Here is a 20,592-nt window from a genome sequence, read left to right as displayed (position 1 = left end):
CCGGACGAGTTGTCATGAATGAATGCTCTGTTCCGGCAATGAATCAAGTCCTTCTCCGAGCACAGGGGAAGAATCTTCGAAAACCTCTAACTCATTGCCCACACATGCATTTTTTGCCTTTCGGCGCAGGATCGCCGTGGCCAGAATGGAGGCGGCTGACTGGAGCCTCGCCTCACCCGACAAGCGGCCGGGTTTGCCGTTTTCGCCAAGGTCATCCGTCCCCGGCCCATCATTCATTTCCTGGACATCCAACATCGAACACCTCCGGTGGGACCGGGGGACTGGATGGTGTGGATGCCAGAAAACGGTGGCGGTCGGGATGCGCGTTCGATGGCACCCACAACCGCCTCAGCTCCGCCTCTGGTCGGTTATCTGGTTTCTAACTGTTCGTCCGGCTTCAAACCGGCTTTCTTCAGGCATTACCTACCGAGGGGCTCATGGAAGTGTCGGAAATCAGGTGTGAGATTATTTCTCAAAAGTGGTTGACATCGTCAACCAATAGAGCTATATTACCGTTCGACATTGCATAAAGGTTCGACAAGGGCCTTAAGGCGATTCACTCAAATGGAGGTTACATGACGCAAAGCACGATTTCGGATATAAGCAGAGCATTAATCGAGATTGCTTGGCATTTTGGCCCCAAGGGTTTGAATGGCGAATGCTGCGAAAACCTTACCATGCCGGAATTCATAGCACTGGACAAAATCTCCACCACATCTCAATGCGCCGTACAAGATGTCGGTTATTCGCTTGGCTTTACAAAAAGCGGTGCAACCAGAATTGTTAACCGGCTTGAAAAGAAAGGATATGTCCAGAAGATTAAATCCCATGAAGATGCAAGGATCTGCTGCGTGGAAATAACAAAGTCCGGAGAACGTGTCCTGTCGTCCGCGAATACACGTTACATGGAGCAATTTCATACCATTGCCGCAAAGATGCCGGAGCACTCAGTGGCAGACACCGTTAATATGCTCAAGGCAATGGCAACTGCCCTGAAGGGCTGATTTTTTTGCGCTTAAAGTTGACGATGTCAACCATAATGGAGAATTTTGGAATGAACAACCTGATCAGTACCATTCAATATTTTTTGATCATCACCGCAGAATTGACGGTGCTTTTTTTGGGCATCAGCACGATTGTTGCTTTGGTATTAACGTATATACCGCAAGAAAAACTCAGACAGTGGCTCTCGCGTCGGGGGATATGGGGCAACTTTTTGGGTGCCGTGGTTGGATCGCTCACCCCCTTTTGCGCATGCTCAACTATACCAATGACGCTTGGCATGCTGAATGCCGGGGCACCATTTGGGCCGGTTATGTCATTTGTCATCGCTTCACCTCTGCTCAACCCCATCATTATCAGTATGGTCTGGGCACTGATGGGGATAAAAGCGTGCTTACTCTATTTCGGAGTCACTTTTGGGGGGTCGATGCTATTCGGCGTTATTCTCGAAAAAATCGGTGGGGCGAACTACGTTAAAAAGGTCAGGGTCAAACCGAGTTGTTGTGGCGCACCCGGTGAATCCGAAAACCCCTTAAACTTTTCGGCTAAGTTAAAAGCGTCATTTATCTCCGCCTGGGGCGATTTTAGAGCGGTCCTCATTTATCTTCTTGTCGGTGTCGCAATCGGTGCTGGGATTTACGGATACATTCCTCAAGACTTCGTGACAAACATAGCCGGTCCAGACAACCCATTTGCTATTCCTATCGCGGCCAGTATTGGCGTCCCGCTTTACATCAGGGCCGAAACAGCCATCCCGATTGGGTTGGCCTTGTCGCAAAAAGGCATGAGCATGGGAGCGGTTATCGCTCTAATTATCGGCGGCGCAGGCATGGCGATACCCGAAATGGCTATGCTGGCAAGTATTTTTAGAAAACGTTTGGTTGGCGCAATCGTCATTGTCATCTGGACAACAGCAGTTGTGGGCGGATACGTATTCAACACAATCCTCTAATTTTTAAGGAGAAAACCATGCAAGACGAAAAAAAGACCAGCTTTTTCAAAAAAATCTTCGGACAAAAATCCTCTTGTTGCTCTCTGGAGCTTGAAGAAGTCGATTCAAATGAAGATAAAATTTCGCCTCCAAAAAAAACTGCGGCGAATTGCTGTTGTTGTTCACCGACGGATATTGATGTAAAAAAGGATAAAGACAACAAGGAGTAACGATAAAACGACAGGAGTATTTGATGGCAACTTTCAACCTACGCCGCTTTTCGAAGCCGGAAATGCTCCGGCGAATCGACAGGAAGCATCTCATTGCCTTTCTGGAGCCTCATGCCGCCTATTTTTCAGCTCGCGGCGTAGAGTTGCCACCAGTCCAGCAGGAAGATGGCCTGGACTACAACGCGCTCAGTCACATTTTGCTGACCCCGGACGGCTCAACTCCAGACGACCTTGCAGAGGCGTTGTTCTATGTAAATGAAGTTTCGACTCCTGAAGGATTCGACTCCATTCAGGATGAGATCGCTGGAACGGACATCGACGTGGAAATTGGGGAGAACGCCGCACCGGCAGACTTGGCTATACAGGTCTGGATGGCTGATCGGGAAATCATCGAGAAGGTACACGCCGAACAGTTCTTCATGAACGTCAGGTCCTTCGAGTATTTCAAGACCAAGAAAAACCCGCTGCCAGATTTCGTGCTGCCATCGGAGGAAACCCTCGCGGCCCTTGAAGCCGATCTTGACGAATGGTTTTCTAAGAAGCGTCGGGGCAAGTATTCCAAGGTGTTCGTTTATCCGAAAGAAGGCCACACATGGTTCCTCGTGCGCCACGGGAAGCCCTATGCTCGTGAGGCGGTCATTGAGGCCGGTGAGTCCACCAGTCAGTACTTCCGCCCTGAAAAATTCGACGTGCTTACCTACAACCCCGTCATTGGGGAGATCCGCATGAACGCCGAAACCAAGGGCGAGAAGGAGCTCTACCGGAAGAAATTCGGGCTGCATCTGTTCGGCAACGAAGAGTTCTTTAGCGAGCGCAGCCGATTCGACCTCGAGCCACTACGGCAGATCGGGGAAGAAGCGCTTCTTTGTGACGACGTGGAAGGCATTGAATACGTCAGACTGAAAGAGGTTCAGTTTTTTTGGGGTGGCGCACACAAGGATATAGAAATCCGGCGATCCGAGGACATGTTCGCTTCTCTCCGAGATCGGGATAAGACCCTTCCCGCTGGAGGCAAGATCGTCAAGGCGAGCTTCCAGATCAAATTCGACGGTTCCAAGACGCCCAGGTCGGTCACCTTGAGTTCAGGTAACCGAGCGCAATTCAAGCGGGATGGTGATGCCGAGGTTATCGAGCGCTGGCTCGGACTCAGGGGCTTTATTGTCGGAGCCGGAGGGGCCTCGGATGAGTGACCCCTTCTGGGCATACCTGGAGACATTGCCTGGAAAGTCGGCGGCGCTGTTCGATTGGGATAAGGCGCTCTCCGGTTGGGACCGGTATCCATTGTTTCGGGACAATTTTCTTCAACTGACCAAGAATCACGCGACCGCTGTGGATTGCCCGACGGAATGTGGCCTGGGATGCCCACGTAGTGTGATCACCCATGCGAAGACCGACATCCGAGCCGTCTGCATCGAAAAAGAACACGCGGCCATCCAACTCTCTCCACGGCAGACGCTGATCTACCGGCTCAAGCAGTCAGCCATCAATGGCGCTATCTGCACGGCCATGGGAATTGAACACCGAGAGGCAAAACTCGATGGCCTGCCCCACACATGGAGACTGGGCGATTTCATACCCACGGCTGGGATGGACTTCCCCGTTGTGCTGACAATGCAGGACAGCAAGGACGCGCTGGTAGAGGTCGTCCGATCATTATGCCTTTCGACCCCCAAACCCTTTGTTGTAATAGCGCCCACGCGCCTTCATCTGAGTCCTGCAGTTGAAACACTGCTGGCGCAGAAAGACAGCCTTTTCGTCGCGCTGAACGAAGATCTGTACCTGGGTGATGCGCCACGACTCCTGACCTGTCGGGACAAGACTGAGATATTCGCTCCCCTTATCGATCAGGTGCCTGGGCCGGATTCAGGCGGCACAGTGTTTTTCATGACACCGCCGGGCACCACATGGCCACAAATCAAGATTCAGTTCCGCGATGGCCATACCGTCACAATATGGGCGGGAGACCAGAGCGGTCGATACACCTATACGCAAATGGGAATGGCGAGCAGGAAGAATGGCAATCCAACCGAGCAATGGAAATTGCTTGAGGGGTTTGCCAACTCCAGTGGCGAGATCGACTGGCACAGCCGATACGCCTCGGACAAACTGAAGAAACAAAAGCAAGAGTTGTCGAAGCACCTGCGTGAATTCTTCCGGCTCGATGATGATCCCATCGAATGGGTCAAGGATACAAAGACCTACCGATGCAAGTTCCGCATCCTCCCGGAAGGTGCCGAGGTCTACTGACCACCCTTAATATCCAAGCGAAATTAAAGCCCCGATTCAGGATTCTGGATCGGGGCTTTTTGCGTCTTGGAGGCCCGCCCGGTGAAATTTCACTGGGGCCGGGCAAAAAAAGTTAAAAAAATTTTCCTCTGTAAACCCACCACCAATCAGAGCCTTACGGGCTTTCCTCCTCCTTGAGCCAGGGCGTTTTTCGGGGTCGTAACGAAAATTCGCCAAAGCAGGGTGACAGGTCTGGTGAACACAAAGAGTTCACGACCGCCACCCGGGAAATTCATGCCGGACCTGTCTCCCGGTCGGTCCAGAAATGAAGGAGGTTCGGCATGAACCAGACAAGTAAAGCACATCTCACCCCACCGAAGCGGCGACTCATCGAGTTGATGCAGGACATCAACTTCGGCCGCATCACCAACATTCCGGTCCGCGACGGCGAGCCGGAACTCACCCCTGACACGGTCATCGAGCGCGAGATCAAGCTGGGCGGACAGAGCGGTCCCAGGCCTGAGCGCGACCAAGATGACTTCATCCTCAAGCAAGAGGTCGTGACGCTGCTGGAGCACCTCGCGCAGATGGGCAGCGGAAAAGTCTGCCTGCTCGAGATCAAGCACGGTCTGCCGTTCCTGATGCGCATCGAGGAACGGGCAGCCTGAACACGTAACGACCTGAACCCTTAGACACTGGACAACAAGCTGGACGCATGGCGGAGGCTGTTGTGGGTGTCGCCGAGCCGAATACGGCAATTGGCGGCGTACCTGCGACCCCTTCGCCCACGCGACAGCTTTGTCCTGTGATCTGGCCCGTGCTGACACCCACGCGGAACTCCTCCTCGCTCCGAGGAGGCCCCGATGGTTTCTCAGAATTCTTACGACGGCATCGACAAGTATGCCGCCGACCTCATTCGGCACAAAGCACGTCAACTCGTAGGCAAGGCCGGATTCACCGAGGACGACAGACCCGACCTCGAACAGGAACTGATGATCGATCTGCTGCAGCGGATGCGGCATTTCAATCCCGCCAAGGCCAAGAAGACCACCTTCATGGCCCGGATCGTCGAACGTCACATCTCCACCATCCTGGAGGCCCGGTTCGCCCAATGTCGGGACTGGCGGCTCTGCCAAACCTCACTCAACGAACCCCTCGACAACGGCGAAGGCGACACCACCGAGCGAATCGACTTCCTGGACAGCGAGGGCTCTCTGGGAAGCGGCACCCGTGAGACAAGGGAGCGCCTCGCCCATGAGATCCGCATGGACCTCGACCGGGCCATCGCCTCGCTGCCGGAAGAACTCCGGGATCTGTGCGTACGCCTGCACGACAGCACTATGGCCGAAATCGCTCGCGAGATGGGCATTCCCAGAACCACCCTCTACGACCGGCTGAGCAAGCTGCGGGACGCGTTCAGCGAGGCTGGCCTTACCGACTACCTGTGATCTCCGACGCATCGACTCCGGCTCCGGTAAGTAAGCACCGTGCCGCATGGTGCGGCTATCCGGGGCCTCGGAAATCAGAACCTGAACAAAAGAGGAGTTCAACCATGACTCAAGACACCTACAAGTACCGTTTTGACGAGTCGGTCCCGGCCCAGGAACTGGAAGACACTTTCATGCTGGCGATGCTGGCCGTCGAAAGCCTGCATGGCCGTTCCCGTGTGCGGATGGAGAGCCGGTTCAATCTGGACAAGGCCCGCCGTACCTGCGTGATCGACGCCTCCACCGATGTCGGCAGCGACCTCGCCCGCATCTTCACCGGCTTCGCCACCAAGGAATACGGCGAACGCTCGGTCCTGATCGAACGAACCCAACCGTCGGGTTGCGCCTGCGCCTCCAAGCATCGCGCAGCGCCAGCCGCCGCCGAAGCGGGGGTGGCGGTATGAGCGAGCTGATGACCACCACCTATTCCATGTGGCGGCTGTTCCGCAACTGCCGCATGGCCTGCAAATGGCGCTATATCGACGAGCTGGTGCCACTCGAGCGCGACCCCAATCTGGCCTTCGGCTCGGTCATCCACGACTGTCTGGAATGTTGGCACGGCGAGCGGGATCTGGCCAAGGTCCTCGACCACATCGACCGGACCTATCCGAACCGGGCGCAGGACGACCATCAACAGGCCGACTGGCATCTCGCCAGGGCCATGATGAGTGCCTATGCGGAACACTACCCGGCCGAAGACTTCGAGGTCGTCGCGCTCGAAAAGACCTTCGAAGGCCCCATCGTCAACCCGGCGACCGGCGCGACTTCGCGCAGTTTCATTCTCGCCGGGAAGGTGGACGGCATCGTCCGTCAGGATGGCCAGTATTTCCTGCTGGAACACAAAACCGCCTCGCAGATCGACGCCAGCTACCTGGAGCGGCTGTGGACCGATTTCCAGATCATCCTCTATGCCTGGTACCTGGAGCAGACCCTCGGCATCACGGTCAGCGGCATCATCTACAACGTCCTGGTCAAGGCCAAGCTGCGCCAGGGCAAGGGTGAGACCGAGGCCGAATTCGAGGCCCGCCGGGCGGAGCTGATCGCCAAGTCGAAAACCGGCAAAAGCAGTGCCAAGCGCAAGCTGCCGGAGGACGACGACACCTTCCAGCAGCGGCTCCAGGAGAAGTACCTCGAGACGGGCATGTTCCACCGCGAGGTGCTCTACATCTCCCGCGACCAGTTCGAGGAACTGCGGGCGGAGCTGTGGGAACTCTCCAAGGCCATGCTCGACGCCCGTCGGCGCGACACCTTCTACCGCAACACCAGCTACTGCTTCCAGTACGGAAGGCCCTGCGCCTACTTCCAGCTCTGCCGCTCGGGCGGCAACCCCAACGTCATCGAAAACCATTTCCAACGGATCGCCCCGCACGAAGAGCTGCGGGACGGAGCCGGTGAAGACGCCGCTCCGGTGTTTTGAAATCCCAACCATAAGGAGACGAAGCCATGCTTCCCAAGACCAAAAGCAAACCCAAACACACGCTCTCGGACCTCACCGCTCTGGTGTACGGCCCGAGCAAGATCGGCAAGAGCACCTGGTGCTCCAAGGCCGATGATGCACTGTTCCTGGCGACCGAGCCGGGCCTGAACGCCCTGGAGGTGTTTCAGACCCCGATCACCTGCTGGGACGATCTTCTGCAGGCCTGCGCGGAAATCGCCGAGGGCAAGCACGAGTTCAAGACCATCGTCGTCGACACGGTGGATAACGCCTACAAGATGTGCTCGGACTACGTCTGCAAGAAATTCAAGATCGAGCACGAATCCGACCTGGGCTACGGCAAGGGCTACGCGCTGATCAACAACGAGTTCCAGCGCGTCATCAACAAGCTCGCCTTCCTGCCCTATGGGTTGATCCTGATCTCCCACTCCCAGGAGCGGGACATCGAGACCCGGACCGGCAAACACACCCGCATCGTGCCGACGCTGCCGGAAAAGGCGCGGAAGCTGGTCACCGGTCTGGTGGACCTGATCCTGTTCTGCGACCTGGACATGAAAACCGGCGAGGACGGCAAGCCGGTCTGGCAGCGCGTGATGCGCACCAAGCCCAGTCCCAACTACGACGCCGGTGACCGCACCGGCCGACTCCCCGAAGTCATCCCCCTCGATTTTTCGAGCTTCATGAAAGCGTTCAACAACACGGCAGCCGGAGCTGCGGCGAGTGCCGCCCGGCCGAAGCCGGAGCCGACCGCGAGTGCGGCGGCGAAACCCCAACAGTAAGGAGATCCGATCATGGAACACTACGAAAACCAATCCAGCAGCAACCTCGACCTGGCGCAGTTCGACGACGCCTTTGAAACCGCCGAAGTCGAGGAACGCGAGTTCGAGGCCGTCCCCGACGGCAAGTACCAGGTCAACGTCGACCGGGTCGAACTGACCCGCGCCCAGACCTCGGGCAACCCCATGCTCAAGTGGACCCTGCGCATTCTCGCGCCGACCCACAAGGGCCGTCTGCTCTGGCGCAACAACGTCATGGCCAGCAACGAGAACATCAAGTGGCTCAAGCAGGACCTCTACACCTGCGGGCTACAGCTTCAGAAGCTCTCCGACCTCCCGGGCCACCTCGAGCAGCTTCTCAACATCAAGCTGGAGGTGACCAAACGCACTCGCGGTGAAAACGAGAATATCTACTTCAACCGTCGCATTGTCATGGCCGACGATGCCGGAGCTCCCGGCGCGGCGATGGACGACATGATCCCGTTCTGATGATGGACCGGATCACCGTTGTCGTCGACACCCGCGAACAGGAGCCCTACAGCTTCGATAGTGACAAGGTTTCGGCGGTTCGCAAGGCGCTGCCCGCCGGTGATTACTCACTGGTCGGCCTTGAGGAACGGGTGGCGGTGGAGCGCAAATCCCTGACGGATTTCGTCTCCACCGTCATCCGGGGGCGAAAGCGGTTTCACCGCGAGCTAGAAAAGCTCTCCGCCTACGAATCCGCCTGCGTGGTTGTCGAGTGCAACTTTCGCGATCTGGTCGATGGCCGCTACCGCAGCGATGCCCACCCGCATGCGCTGATTGGAACGGTCGCCTCCATCGTCGTCGACTTCGGTGTCCCCGTCTACTTCTGCTCGGACCGGCAGGCCGCCTGCCGTTTTGTCGAGGAGTACCTGACACGTTTTCACCGGAGGATCGCGAGATGCCAAAAAGAAATGAGAGTAACCCGGCGCGACTCCGGGGAAGAATAGAGCGCGTTTACTATGCCGGACCCAAGTTCTCCGCAGGCCGACTGCTCACCCCGACCGGTGAGGAAGTCCAGTTCGCGGGCAATTTGTTCGCCCGGGAAAATCAGCCTGTGGTCCTGCTCGGGTCGTGGGCCACCCATCCCAAATACGGCCGTCAGTTCAAGGTCGACGGGATGGAGCACGACCTCGAACTCGATCCGGAGGGGCTGATCCACTATCTGGCCAACCATCCGGAGATCAAGGGCATTGGTCCGACCAAGGCCAGATTGATCGTCGAGAGTTTCGGCGACGCTTTTGAAGAAACCCTTCTGAATGACCCCGAGCGCATTGCGCTCAAAGCCCGGCTACCCATGGACGCGGCCCGGCGGCTGCGTGACGAATGGTTGAAGAACCGTAGCGTCAACACCGTCATGGCCTGGCTGTCGGCATTCGGCCTGACCCATCATCAGGTCACCACCCTGGTCGAAAGGCTTGGCGGCAACTGCCTCGATATCCTGAAGGAAGACCCGTACATCCTCATTCGGGAGATCCGGGGATTCGGCTTCAAGAAGGTCGACAAGATTGCCCGCAAGCTGGGCACACCCAAGGACCACGTTCCCCGTATCCGGGCCGGGTTGAATTTCTGCGTCCGTGAAGCTCTGGACAATGGCCACTGCTGGATCGAATACGAGGATCTGGTCGACCAGGCCAATCTGCTGTTGGTCATGGATGCCCTGGACAGCCGGGTTCGTATCGAGAGCGCCCTCGACGCGCTCATCGAAGAACAGGCGCTTGCCTGCGATTCCCACGGCGGTCGTTTCGTGGTCGCTCTGCCGGAGATCGTCCGCATGGAGCGGGAGTTGGCCTCGCTGTTCGGCCAGGCCGAAACACCCAACCTGCATTTCCAGTCCGTCAAGAAACTCGATGCCCTGATTCGGCGCTGCGCGGCGACGCTGAACGAGAAGCAGCTTGAAGCGGTGCGCTCGGCCCTCCAATACAGCATCAGCCTGATTTCGGGTGGAGCCGGTTCGGGGAAGAGCTACACCATTTCAGTCATCAACACCATCTGCGAGGAGAGCGATCTGGAGGTCGTGCTCGCCGCGCCGACCGGCAAGGCCGCCAAACGCCTGGAGGAAGTCAGCGGCCGTAGCGGCACCACCATCCACCGCCTGCTCGGCTATGACGGCAAGGGTTTCTCGCGCAGCAAGGAGAACCCCATCGATGCCGACGTCCTGGTGGTCGACGAGTTTTCGATGGTCGACGTGCCGCTGGCCTGGCACCTGTTCGAGGCGGTCGATTTGTCGCGGACCACGGTGCTGCTGGTCGGGGACCACAACCAGCTTCCGCCGGTGGGACCCGGAAACATACTGCGCGATCTGATCCAGACACGCGCCATCCCCACGGTCATCCTCGACAAGGTCGTGCGCCAGGCTGGCGTCCTCAAGGAGAACTGCACCGCCGTTCTCAAGGGCGAGGTGTGCAAGACCAGCGAGGCGTCGGTGGCCGGATGCCGGGATTGGTATCTGGTGGATCAGTTCACCGACCCGATGGCGGCACGCTCGTTCCTGCTGGAGCTGTTTCAGGAGCGGCTCGACGCCCTGGGTTTCGACATCATCAAGGACGTGCAGGTGCTGACGCCGACCCACAAGGGGCCGCTCGGCACCAAGGAACTGAACGAGGAACTGCAGCGGCTCATCCAGCGCAAGCTCTGGAACGCCGAGGTACCGCCGGTCGCCATGGGCCGCCGCGCTCCGTTTCTCAAGCACGACAAGGTCATCCAGACCCGGAACAATTACGACCTGAATGTGATGAACGGTGCCATCGGCTATGTGGTCGATGTCCTCGCGAACGGCACCCTGGTCATCGACTTCGACGGCATGCCCGTGGAGATGGAAAAGGGGTCGCCCGACCTGCAGGATCTGCAGCTCGCCTATGCGCTCACTATCCACAAAACCCAGGGTTCCGAGTTCCCCTGCGCCGTGGTGGTGGTCCACAAGGCGCATTCCTTCATGCACCACCGCAATCTGCTCTACACCGGGGTGACCCGCGCCCGGCGCACCGCCATTGTTCTGGGTGATCACTGGGGCATCCAGAACTGCGCCAAGCGGTGTCAAGTGGATGACCGCCGGACCTTCCTGCCCTTGTATCTGGACGCCGCCCAGCACGCGGAAGCCGATTTCGCCCGTGTCGCGGAGGCCGAATGAGTATGGGCGGAACGGATAACGTCAGGGAGTATTACCGGCTCGTCACCGAGATGGACATCGGTGACGTGGCCCGGGAACTCCTGCCTGGACGGATCACCCAGGAGACCGGCCAGCGCTTGATGTGCGACTGCCCCAACCATCAGAGCCAGTCGCGCCTGTCGCTGCACGTGATGCTCGACAAGCAGGGCTGGTACTGCTTCGGCTGCGGAGTCGGCGGTGACGTGCTGCAGCTCGTGGAGTTCATTCAGACGGGCTCGGTCACCGCCGGGCAATCCGGTCCGATGCCGGACAGCCACCGCCAGGCCCGGGACTATCTCGCCAAGAAGGCGGGTTTGCCGCCGCTGTCGCGCTATGGCCTCAGCCAAGAGCGTCTGGCCCAGACGGAAGCCGACCGCGCCTTCGAACTGCGGGTCAAGGACGCGCTGACCTCGCTGGCCAGGCTTTACCACGCCAGGCTCAAGCAGTCGCCGGAGGTCCTCGACTGGCTGAAATCCAAATACGCCCTGAGCGAGGAGACCATCGACGATCTCCTGATCGGCTACGCGGACAACGCGTCCGGCGCGGTCGCCCAACTGACCGGGGGTGAAGACGGCTTCTCCAAGCGAGAGCTCGCCGCGACCGGCGCTTTCCGGCCAACGAGCCAGGACGGCCTGACGCCATTTTTCGAGCGCCGCATCGTCTTTCCGTACTGGAGCCGTGGCCGGGTGGTGTTCATGATCGGCCGCAAGACGCCGTGGACACCGGACGTGGGCTGGGAGCAAGGGAAATACAAGAAGCTGCCGGTTCATGACGAGCACCAGCGGCCCTACGTCGCCGACTTCATCAACAACGCGCTGCTGTTCAACGAGGACTGTCTGCTGGCCCGGCCCGGCAAGGTGATCATCACCGAGGGGGTGACCGATTGCTTGGCGCTGATGCAACTGGGCCTGCCCACCGTATCGCCGGTCACCGTCCGCATCCGGGCCGCCGATTGGGAGCGCCTGATCCCCAAGCTGCGCGGCGTCGAAACCGTCTACATCTGCCAGGACAACGAACTCTCCCAGGCCGGTCTCAAGGGGGCGCTGCAAACCGCCCGCACCCTGGCCGAACACAAGATCGACACCCGCCTGGTGACGCTGCCCTTGTCGGAAACACAGATCTCGGCCCGGCAGGAGCTGACCGAACGCTTCGGCCTGACGGCGAGCGTGGGGCCGAAGGAGCTGGCCAAGCTGCTGGCGGGACGTCCAGCCGAGGAAATCCAGGCGGCCGAGGCGCTTCTCGCCACCGCCAAGATCGACGTCAACGATTACATTGCCGCCGGGCATACCCGGGAGGATTTCGAACGTCTGCTCGCTGAAGCCAGCACGCCCATCGAGTTCGGCGTGCGCTCGCTGCCCGAGGGCGCTGAAGAGGAGGAACGCAACCGCCTGCTCGAACCGATCCTGGGGGAGATCTCCGAGCAGTCGCCGCTGGAACAGGCCCGCCTGCTGAAGCTGGTGCAGGAGCGCATCGGCGGTGGCGTATCGATGGCCACCCTCAAAGAGCAGATCCGCGCCATCCAGAAGGACCGCAAGGTCGAGTTCCGTAACGAAAAGAAGAAGGCCAAGCGGATGTCCGGCGCGATGCCCGGATCGTGCCGCGCCCGGGTCGACGAGGTGCTGATCGACACGGAACTGGAGAACGGCGCTCCCGACTACACCCTGGCCGCCGAGGCTGCCTACGACTGGTTCACCGCCAACGGTGCCCAGTTCTTTCACACCCTGCAGGGCGAGCCGTTCATGTATTTCGACAACGCCATCTACTGGATGGATTCGCCGGACCGGGGCCGCAAGCGCCATTACGCGGCCATGCTCTACAAGCACACGGGCATGGTGCCGACCTCCAACGGCGGACGGACATTTTTCGAGGTGTTGCCAAGCCTGGCGATGATCCGTGGCCAGGTGCGCGACCATTTTTCCTGGCTGCACACCGATGTGGCCTCCTACACCGTCTATTTCAACCTGAACAATCCGGAGCACGAGATCGCCAAGATCACCCCGGACGAGATTCAGATCATGAAGAACGGCGGCAACGAGGACGGCATCATCCTGGACGGCTCGCACAAGATGAAGCCGCTGAAATTCCTGCCCGACGCCGACCTCGAAGAGGCGGACCGGCTCCTGGTCGATCTGCTGGTGGGCAATATGACCTGTCCGCAGGGGGATCGATTTCTCATCCTTTCCTGGCTCTCCTGTTTTCTGCTGATCGACTTTGCCGGAACGCGGCCCATGACCCGCTTCGAGGGTTCGGCCGGATCGGGCAAGACCACCGCCAGCAAGATCACGTCGACACTGCTTTACGGCGAGCCCCAGCACAAGAAGGCCACCGACGCGGCGAACTACACCGATGGCTCGCAGAATCCGCTCATCGTCCTCGACAACATCGAGGTCAAGCAGATGACCGAGGATCTGACCACCTTCATGCTGACCAGCATTACCGGCATCGCCAAGGAGAAACGCAAGAGCGGCACCGACAGCGAGACCATCACCGAGCGGACCAAGTGCCTGCTGAACACCACCGGCATCGAGCCGCTGTGCGGGGAGCTATCGGAGATTCTGTCGAGGTCCTTCGTCATCAACTTCGACCTCGCCAACCAGGCCAGCGACTGTTTTCTGGAATCGGAGGTCATCTCCGCCATCCAGCAGAACCGGGATCTGATCATCTCGGCCATCATGAAGCGGACCAGCCATGTGCTGGCGATGATCCGAGACGGAGCCCAGAAACAGGTCATGCGTCTGCTGCACCGAACCATGCCGACCCATGGCAAGCGCCGTTGCAACGATTATCTGAGCCTGATGTACCTGATGATGCTGGCCGGTTCCGAGGAACACGAGGTGACCACCGGACTCGAGGAACTGAGCCCGCTGTTCATCGAGCAGATCCATTCCATCAACGACACCAGCCAGGAGATGGCGCGGGAGTCGAACCCCATTGCCACGGCACTTGCGTCGCTCTTCCACGCCTACCGAAACGCGGTGGAGCTGGACGAGAAGGCCCGCTATGGCGAGGACGACCGGGCAAACCATGTCGTGGGGTTCATCGAACGCTACCAGGTGCGGTTCGAGAACGAGAACACCATGGAGCCGGTATCGGCGGGACGGCTGCTCGCGGCGCTGCGCAGGGTCGGCCGGGAATTCAACCTCGAATTCGAATACAAGAAGCCCGCCCAGCTCGGTCGGCGCATCAGCAACGACCTGGACGTCATCCGGGACGCCGGGTTCGACATCGACCGGCAGCGCAACGCCCACACCAAGAACTTCGAGTACCGGATTGGTTGCAGGGGTGTTTAACGAGATATTATCTCTTTTAGATTGACTTTCAGGCCGCCCATGCCTATATTAAAGGCATGATAAAGCGAATATTTCACTTTAGGAGGCGGTAAGATGATAGTCAGTTTCTCACTCGAAAACTGGATGTCCTTCCGCAACCAGGTCACATTTTCGATGGTCGCCAGCAGGGAGCGCCAGCATGGAGACAGGGTTCCCAAGCTCGGCAAGTACCAGACGAGAGTTCTTCCGGTTGCGGCAATTTATGGTGGCAACGCGTCGGGCAAGACCAACTTTTTCAAGGCCCTGAGTTTCGCCAAGGCGCTGGTCGTCAAAGGAACCCAGCCCGACAGCCTGATTCCTGTCGAGCCGTTCCGGCTGGACGCCAAGGTGGCCGATCAGCCGTCACGGTTTGGCTTCGAGTTGCTGATCGACGAGATCATTTACGAGTTCAGCTTCGCGGTGACCCGCAAGGCGGTTCTGGAAGAGAAGCTGGTGGCCATTACGAGCACCAGTGAAAAGGTGCTCTACCACCGTCGGGACGGAAAGCCCAACTTCGATGATTCCCTGGCCAAGGACCAGTTCCTCCAGTTCGCCTTCAAAGGGACCCGGGACAACCAACTCTTTCTGACCAACTCGGTTTCCCAGAAGGTCGACAATTTCCGGCCGGTCTACGACTGGTTCAAGGACACGCTCGAGCTGGTCGCGCCCGATTCCCGCTTCGAGCCTTTCGAGCAGTTCCTCGACGAGGGGCATCCGCTCTACTCGACCATGAACGAGATGCTGCCGCAGCTCGACACCGGCATCGCGCATCTGGGCGGCGAGGAGATCCCTTTCGAGAACATTCCGCTGCCCGAGCCACTGAAGACCAAGCTGCAGGAAGACGTGAAGGAAGGCATGACCGTTCGTCTGCTGACCGAGCCGATCAACGAGCGATTTGTGGTGACCCGCAAAGGTGGTGAACTGATCGCCAAGAAGCTGGTGACCTATCATCCGAAGGCGGACGGCACGGAAGCCAAGTTCGAGATCCGTCAGGAGTCGGACGGCTCACAGCGGGTGATCGATCTACTGCCCGCGTTTCTTGAGCTGTCGGCCCAGGTCTCGAAGAAGGTCTACGTGATCGACGAGGTCGACCGTAGCCTGCACACGCTGCTGACACGCAGATTGCTCGAAGCGTACCTCACCAATTGCTCCACGGAAACCAGAACGCAGTTGCTGTTGACCACCCATGACGTGCTGCTCATGGATCAGCAACTCCTGCGCCGTGACGAGATGTGGGTAGCCGAAAGAGATGCCACCGGAGCTTCGAACCTGCTCTCCTTCAGCGAGTACAAGGATGTCCGATACGACAAGGACATCCGCAAGAGCTACCTGCAGGGGCGACTGGGTGGAATTCCCCGGATTCTCTTGGGAGGCGCTTTGACCAATCCCTGCCTCACCGAGGAAAGTGAGGGGGATGACTGATGCCACCGAAGAGACGCAGATTCCAGAGACCCCTCGGCGAGCGTCGCTACCGCAAACTGTTCGTGATCGCGGTGGAAGGCGTGAAGACCGAGCCGCAGTATTTCGCCATCTTCAATGACCAACAGTCGGTGATCCGGGTGAACTGCCTCAAAGGCAGTCATGATAGTTCTCCTCCGCAGGTACTGAAGCGGATGGAGGACCATCTCCGGCAGGAGGAACTGAGATCCTCCGACGAAGCCTGGCTCGTGGTGGACAAGGATCAGTGGACCGACGAACAGTTGGACCAGCTTCATGCCTGGGCTCAGGCACGCGACAATTACGGCTTCGCCCTCAGCAACCCCAAGTTCGAATACTGGTTGCTGCTTCATTTCGAGGACGGCACCGGCATCGCATCGTCACGGGATTGCAGCGACCGGCTGAAGCGGCATCTTCCCGGTTACGACAAGGGGATCGACGCACGCAAGATCACCCGCGACCGAATCGATGAGGCCATCCGCCGCGCCAGGCTGCGCGACAATCCTCCCTGTGCCGACTGGCCACGAGCCCTTGGCGGCACCACGGTTTACAAGCTGGTCGAAAACATTCTCCAGGTCTGAACCTCAACCAATTCGATCCCCAATCATCCAGGACGCTCTCGGGCGTCCTTTTCTGTTGCGGTGGTGCGGTGATCACCGTTGTCCCTTGCGGTGGATGACCACCGCACGCCAAACCCTTGCCAGACAAGGCTTTCATGGCCTTTGCGGTGGTTGCGGTGGTAAATCCAGAGGTCTCACCCCCTATGGGTTGAAATATTTTTTCTACCTACCAACCCGACATCCCACGCCAGGCAAATTCCGGCCCAGCGTGAGAGACATTCCCCAAATACCACCGCAACCACCGCACTCTCTCTTCTCTTTCTTCATAACTATCTAAAAACAAATAACAAACAAAGAACTACCCCCTGCGGTGGGACAAGAAAACCTTCCACCGCACGACCACCGCAACCACCGCACATATCCACCGCAGCGGGTGGTCACCGACGGTTTCAGGGCAGCTCCGGTAAGTAACGGGAAAAGCGATTAACCCGTATTTCTGGAGCCCGAAGCCATGAGCCTTCTGAAAACCATGATCAAGCACACCGCCGGAGGGCAGGAAGCCTCGGCCGGATGTGAAACCCCATTATTACCACCGCAACCACCGCAGCCCGCCATCTATGTCTCCACCGGGCTCGATGTCAACGAGATCGAGGACGCCCGCGACTGGCCTGAAGACAGGGAGATCAACGGCACGCTGTGTCGCCGTCTGTCGCCTGAATACTTTGCCTGGCTACGTTCCCGCATGGTCACCGCCCAAGCCGCGCACAAGGCCGGAAAGCTCCCCGAGGATGCCTGGAACACGCTACGGAAGCGATTCAACGCCCTGCAGGAGCTGGCCATCCGGGAGTTCGGCAAGAAAAGCCTACAAGAGGTCCTGCAGTCCTTTTCCCCAAAGAACTATCGGCCACCCGCGCTTCGTCCCGAGCCCCAGGATAAACCCGTCGAAGTTCCCAGAAAGGACTGGATTTATCCCGGGAACCAAGCTTGGAAATGTAAGCAGCCGGTGACTTCCCAGGCTGTCGCCAAGGTCGACACCATCCGTGAGGAGGCCATGGCCAAGGGCTGGTCCGAGGCACGCCTCTATCAGAACCAGGGCCGGTTCCGGTTTCCCTGCGGCGAGGACTACGGTCTGGTCTGCTTCGTCGATGGCGATCAGGAGATTGGCGAGGTCACCGAGCGTTCTATCGAAATTATCCACGGGCCGAAGTCCGGGCGTCCCAGCACGCTGCGGTTCTACAACCCGGACGTACCGCAGCCGTGGATGAAGAAAGTGGAGGATTGAGCCGTGAAGAAAAAGAAACGCTACGCCAACGCCAAGGATGTCCTGCCCGAGGAACTTTTCGAGCAGATCCAGAAGCACTACACCGGGATTCTCTGGGTCCCGGCACCGAGCCGCTTCTACCAGGAGCGCCGCGACCTGGTGCTTGCCCTTCATCTGCAGGGGATCAGCAGCCAGGAGATCTCCAACCTCGCCGGAGTGACCACCCGCCGGGTCAACCAGATCATCGCCGCCGAACGAAAACAGGGTCGGGACCGACAGTTTAGCGCCGCTTCCGGTAAGTAACCCCTGAACCGGCGGGAGCGCGTTTGGAGGCTAAATCGGCCTCCCGCCCCGCATCCCGGCTTGGGAAAACAATATTCGGCAGGATTTCCACGTGGCACTGAACAAACCGGACAAAGAGACGCTGGACCGCTGGCATCGCAACGAGGGCAAGACCGAACCGCCCCGGCGCGGGCCTGGTGCGCCCGAGGGCAACCAGAACCGGCTGCGTCACGGCATCTTCGCCGACCGCTGCCTGACGCCGGAAGAGAAGGTCATGTTCGACGCGATCATCGACCGCCTCAACCAGGACTTCGAGTTCAACAAGTCCAGCGACTTCCTGCAGGTGGAGCTGGTGGGCGTCTATTCGGTGAAGCTGGTCCGCGCCCAGATCGAGGGGAACACGGACGCCGCCGAGAAGCTCGACCGGATGATCCGCTGCCACATGAAGGATCTCAAGACCACCAAGATTGCCCGCGAGGGTGAGGAGCCGAAAGGCCCGCAGACCTCTCCGGCGGAATGGGCGGCGGCGCTGCTCGAGAAGGTGGCCGAGGCCGCCAATGCTCCGGCCACGAAAACCTCCGGCCGCAAGAAACGCGGAAAGAATTGCGGATAACACCATGGAGGGCTTTTCCGATGACCCCGGCACACGGCGACTTGCGGCAGACAGCTTCACCAGGAATTGCGGATAAGACGTGTTCCTTGCACTTTCGGAATCGGCATTCTTCGGCCGCCGACCATCATTTTCATTCCTCGATTTCTTCCTGCGGCTCTCGATATCCGCTTGGCATGTGTCCGCATAAGCCGAGCCGCATAAGCCAAGTAGATATAGGCATGTTCACGCCGGAGCTCTCTCACACAACCCAAGTAAATATTGGCATATCGTGCCCCAGGCCGAACCGGACAAGCCCCGCAAACAGCCATTCCTTCGGCAACGGCCCTCGCATATGCCAAGCAGATATTGCCATGTGTGTTCCGCGCCAGGAGCGCACAAGCCAAGCAGTTATAGCGATGTGCGGCCGACAGACAGCGAAGGAGAAATTCCGGTCAATCGATATTTCCCGCTCCGCCCGGGAGGCCGAGAACCATCGTCATGATCATTCATCATCGGCGGATGTGTTCTTCTGCGGGCACTGTCATTCACTGTCTTCGATACTGTCTTCCCCAACGAAAACAGGAGCAGCCGAGGCCGCTCCCATCGTCGGGTCCGGAAGGATCAGAGGCGTTCGAGGGCTTCCTCGAGCTGGCCGTCCACGAGGTGGGTGTAGATCTGGGTGGTGGACACGTCCCGATGCCCCAAGGCCCGCTGCACCACGAGCAGGTCATTGGTCGCGCCGTAGAGGTGGGTGGCGAAGGTATGCCGCAGCCCGTGCGGCGTCAGTTCCTTTTCGATCCCGGCCTTCCGCAGCCAGTGGGCGAGCCGGTTGGCAATCTGCCGCTGGCAGAGTCTGCCGTCCCGGTTCGACAGGAACAGGGCTTCCATTTCCGGACGGCCATGTCGGCGGCGCTCGGCCAGGTAACGGCGCAGCAATGTGCGGAGGTCGGTCTTGATGAACTTGACCTGCGGTACATTCCCCTTGGCCCGCACCCGCAGATGTTTGGCGTCGAGGTCGATGTCATCCATGTCGAGCGCGGCCAGCTCGCCAAGCCTGATCCCGGTGCCCAGCAGCACCTCGATCATGGCGCGGTCGCGCAGAGCGGAGAAGTCGGTCCGTCCCTTGAGTTCCTTGAGCAGTCGTTTCTTTTCGGCGGTGGTCAGGAACACCGGCAGCTTTCTCGGCAGCCGATGCATGCGGATGGACCGGGCCGGATTGTCATCGACCACGCCAGCCTCGGAGGCCCAGGCGAAAAAGGCCCGCACCGCCGCCTTCATCCGATGGAGCGAGGCCGCCGAGCGTGGGCCGCGCCCGCTCTCGGTGACCGCCCCGGCGGAGAACGCCCGGTCGAGGAGCCCGGCCGTGATCGCCCGGCAGATGATGCCCGGGGCCAGCTCATCGGCAACGCGGGCCACCAGGGCAAGGTCCCGGCGGTATGCGGCTATGGTCGCCGGGGAGCGTCCTTCGGCCGACAGGCGGGCACAGAACGCCTCTGTCGCGCCCGTCAGGTCGAGGTCAGCCGTTCGGTTGCTCATCGCTGGACTCCTTCACCCTGCTGTGACCCATGGGTGTGCTCTTGGGCAGCGGCAGCTCCTCGATGCGCCCCGATTCCCTGGCCCATACCATCATCATGCGGAACACCCGGACGGTCTTGGCGACGGTGCGTTCAGCCCGCTCCTTGCCGTCGGGGAGTTTGAGCAGCAGATCCGACTTGTAGAACTTGCCGACCTGGGGAAGCCGGATCTCGGTGAGCTGGCGATCCGCCCCAAAGAAGACCTCCACTACATCGAGGTCCTTCCGGTAGGTGTAAAGGGTCCGCTCTTTCTTTCCGGATTCCCGCAGGTGGCCGATGAAAGCCTCGGCGGCTTGATGCACGGTGCATTCGGTCATGTCGA

22 protein-coding genes are annotated in these 20,592 nt (G+C 59.2%); 19 read left to right on the top strand and 3 right to left on the bottom strand.

Going from position 1 to position 20,592, the window contains the following annotated elements:
• Positions 1–12 precede the first annotated feature (12 nt).
• Entirely contained in the window at positions 13–255 is a 243-nt protein-coding gene (locus tag V8V93_RS11925) for a hypothetical protein (protein WP_041248519.1), read from the bottom strand.
• A 320-nt stretch (positions 256–575) separates the two neighbouring features.
• Here V8V93_RS11925 and V8V93_RS11920 point away from each other — a divergent pair, with 320 nt between their 5' ends.
• The 19 genes from V8V93_RS11920 (at position 576) to V8V93_RS11830 (ending at position 18,717) form a co-directional block, all read left to right on the top strand.
• Positions 576–1,004, top strand: a complete 429-nt coding sequence (locus tag V8V93_RS11920; RefSeq protein WP_049675229.1) for a MarR family winged helix-turn-helix transcriptional regulator — start codon at positions 576–578, stop codon at positions 1,002–1,004.
• Positions 1,005–1,054: 50 nt separating this feature from the next.
• Positions 1,055–1,954, top strand: a complete 900-nt coding sequence (locus V8V93_RS11915) for a permease (RefSeq protein WP_049675230.1) — start codon at positions 1,055–1,057, stop codon at positions 1,952–1,954.
• Positions 1,955–1,971: 17 nt separating this feature from the next.
• Positions 1,972–2,163 carry a hypothetical protein gene (locus V8V93_RS11910; protein ID WP_152961354.1) on the top strand — a complete coding sequence of 64 codons (192 nt, stop codon included), beginning with the start codon at positions 1,972–1,974 and terminating at the stop codon, positions 2,161–2,163.
• Positions 2,164–2,186: 23 nt separating this feature from the next.
• Positions 2,187–3,353, top strand: a complete 1,167-nt coding sequence (locus tag V8V93_RS11905) for a hypothetical protein (protein WP_049675231.1) — start codon at positions 2,187–2,189, stop codon at positions 3,351–3,353.
• Entirely contained in the window at positions 3,346–4,410 is a 1,065-nt protein-coding gene (locus V8V93_RS11900) for a hypothetical protein (RefSeq protein WP_049675232.1), read from the top strand. Before V8V93_RS11905 ends, V8V93_RS11900 begins: the two co-directional genes overlap by 8 nt.
• A 320-nt stretch (positions 4,411–4,730) precedes the next feature.
• Positions 4,731–5,057, top strand: a complete 327-nt coding sequence (locus tag V8V93_RS11895) for a hypothetical protein (protein WP_013258644.1) — start codon at positions 4,731–4,733, stop codon at positions 5,055–5,057.
• A gap of 195 nt (positions 5,058–5,252) precedes the next feature.
• A complete protein-coding gene (locus V8V93_RS11890; RefSeq protein ID WP_049675233.1) occupies positions 5,253–5,837 on the top strand; it encodes a sigma-70 family RNA polymerase sigma factor in 585 nt (194 codons plus the stop codon).
• Positions 5,838–5,941: 104 nt separating this feature from the next.
• Positions 5,942–6,280 carry a hypothetical protein gene (locus V8V93_RS11885; protein ID WP_049675234.1) on the top strand — a complete coding sequence of 113 codons (339 nt, stop codon included), beginning with the start codon at positions 5,942–5,944 and terminating at the stop codon, positions 6,278–6,280.
• A complete protein-coding gene (locus V8V93_RS11880) occupies positions 6,277–7,293 on the top strand; it encodes a PD-(D/E)XK nuclease family protein (protein ID WP_049675235.1) in 1,017 nt (338 codons plus the stop codon). Before V8V93_RS11885 ends, V8V93_RS11880 begins: the two co-directional genes overlap by 4 nt.
• 26 nt (positions 7,294–7,319) lie before the next feature.
• Positions 7,320–8,090, top strand: a complete 771-nt coding sequence (locus tag V8V93_RS11875) for an ATP-binding protein (protein ID WP_022661692.1) — start codon at positions 7,320–7,322, stop codon at positions 8,088–8,090.
• Positions 8,091–8,102: 12 nt separating this feature from the next.
• Positions 8,103–8,576: a DUF669 domain-containing protein gene (locus V8V93_RS11870; protein ID WP_013219083.1), complete on the top strand. Its 474-nt coding sequence runs from the start codon at positions 8,103–8,105 to the stop codon at positions 8,574–8,576.
• Entirely contained in the window at positions 8,576–9,058 is a 483-nt protein-coding gene (locus V8V93_RS11865; RefSeq protein ID WP_013258639.1) for an ERCC4 domain-containing protein, read from the top strand. The genes V8V93_RS11870 and V8V93_RS11865 overlap by 1 nt, the downstream gene beginning before the upstream one ends.
• The gene (locus tag V8V93_RS11860) at positions 9,010–11,238 is read left to right on the top strand and encodes an AAA family ATPase (RefSeq protein WP_338666822.1); all 2,229 of its coding nucleotides are present in this window, start codon (positions 9,010–9,012) and stop codon (positions 11,236–11,238) included. The genes V8V93_RS11865 and V8V93_RS11860 overlap by 49 nt, the downstream gene beginning before the upstream one ends.
• 2 nt (positions 11,239–11,240) lie before the next feature.
• Positions 11,241–14,546, top strand: coding sequence for a CHC2 zinc finger domain-containing protein (locus V8V93_RS11855; protein ID WP_338666821.1), 3,306 nt, complete (start codon positions 11,241–11,243; stop codon positions 14,544–14,546).
• A 93-nt stretch (positions 14,547–14,639) separates the two neighbouring features.
• Positions 14,640–15,986 (top strand): AAA family ATPase, encoded by a 1,347-nt coding sequence (locus V8V93_RS11850; protein ID WP_011367840.1) that lies wholly within the window; start codon positions 14,640–14,642, stop codon positions 15,984–15,986.
• On the top strand, positions 15,986–16,582 hold the full coding sequence (locus tag V8V93_RS11845) for an RloB family protein (protein WP_011367839.1): 597 nt from the start codon (positions 15,986–15,988) through the stop codon (positions 16,580–16,582). Before V8V93_RS11850 ends, V8V93_RS11845 begins: the two co-directional genes overlap by 1 nt.
• Before the next feature lie 490 nt (positions 16,583–17,072).
• A complete protein-coding gene (locus V8V93_RS11840) occupies positions 17,073–17,843 on the top strand; it encodes a hypothetical protein (protein WP_205228847.1) in 771 nt (256 codons plus the stop codon).
• 3 nt (positions 17,844–17,846) lie between these two features.
• Complete coding sequence (locus tag V8V93_RS11835) at positions 17,847–18,125, top strand: hypothetical protein (protein ID WP_136873453.1); 279 nt, start codon at positions 17,847–17,849, stop codon at positions 18,123–18,125.
• A gap of 91 nt (positions 18,126–18,216) precedes the next feature.
• Positions 18,217–18,717: a hypothetical protein gene (locus tag V8V93_RS11830; protein WP_013258634.1), complete on the top strand. Its 501-nt coding sequence runs from the start codon at positions 18,217–18,219 to the stop codon at positions 18,715–18,717.
• 600 nt (positions 18,718–19,317) lie between these two features.
• Here V8V93_RS11830 and V8V93_RS11825 read toward each other — a convergent pair.
• Together V8V93_RS11825 and V8V93_RS11820 are read right to left on the bottom strand one after the other, a co-directional pair.
• Positions 19,318–20,232, bottom strand: a complete 915-nt coding sequence (locus tag V8V93_RS11825) for a tyrosine-type recombinase/integrase (RefSeq protein WP_011366957.1) — start codon at positions 20,230–20,232, stop codon at positions 19,318–19,320.
• Entirely contained in the window at positions 20,213–20,587 is a 375-nt protein-coding gene (locus V8V93_RS11820) for a hypothetical protein (protein ID WP_011366958.1), read from the bottom strand. The genes V8V93_RS11825 and V8V93_RS11820 overlap by 20 nt, the downstream gene beginning before the upstream one ends.
• Positions 20,588–20,592 lie beyond the last annotated feature (5 nt).

Origin of the sequence: Pseudodesulfovibrio sp. 5S69, assembly GCF_037094465.1 — a bacterium.
Classification (GTDB): Bacteria; Desulfobacterota; Desulfovibrionia; order Desulfovibrionales; family Desulfovibrionaceae; genus Pseudodesulfovibrio; species Pseudodesulfovibrio methanolicus.
The sequence above is the reverse complement of the archived record's forward strand: the minus strand, read 5'-3'. Positions and strand labels throughout refer to the sequence as shown.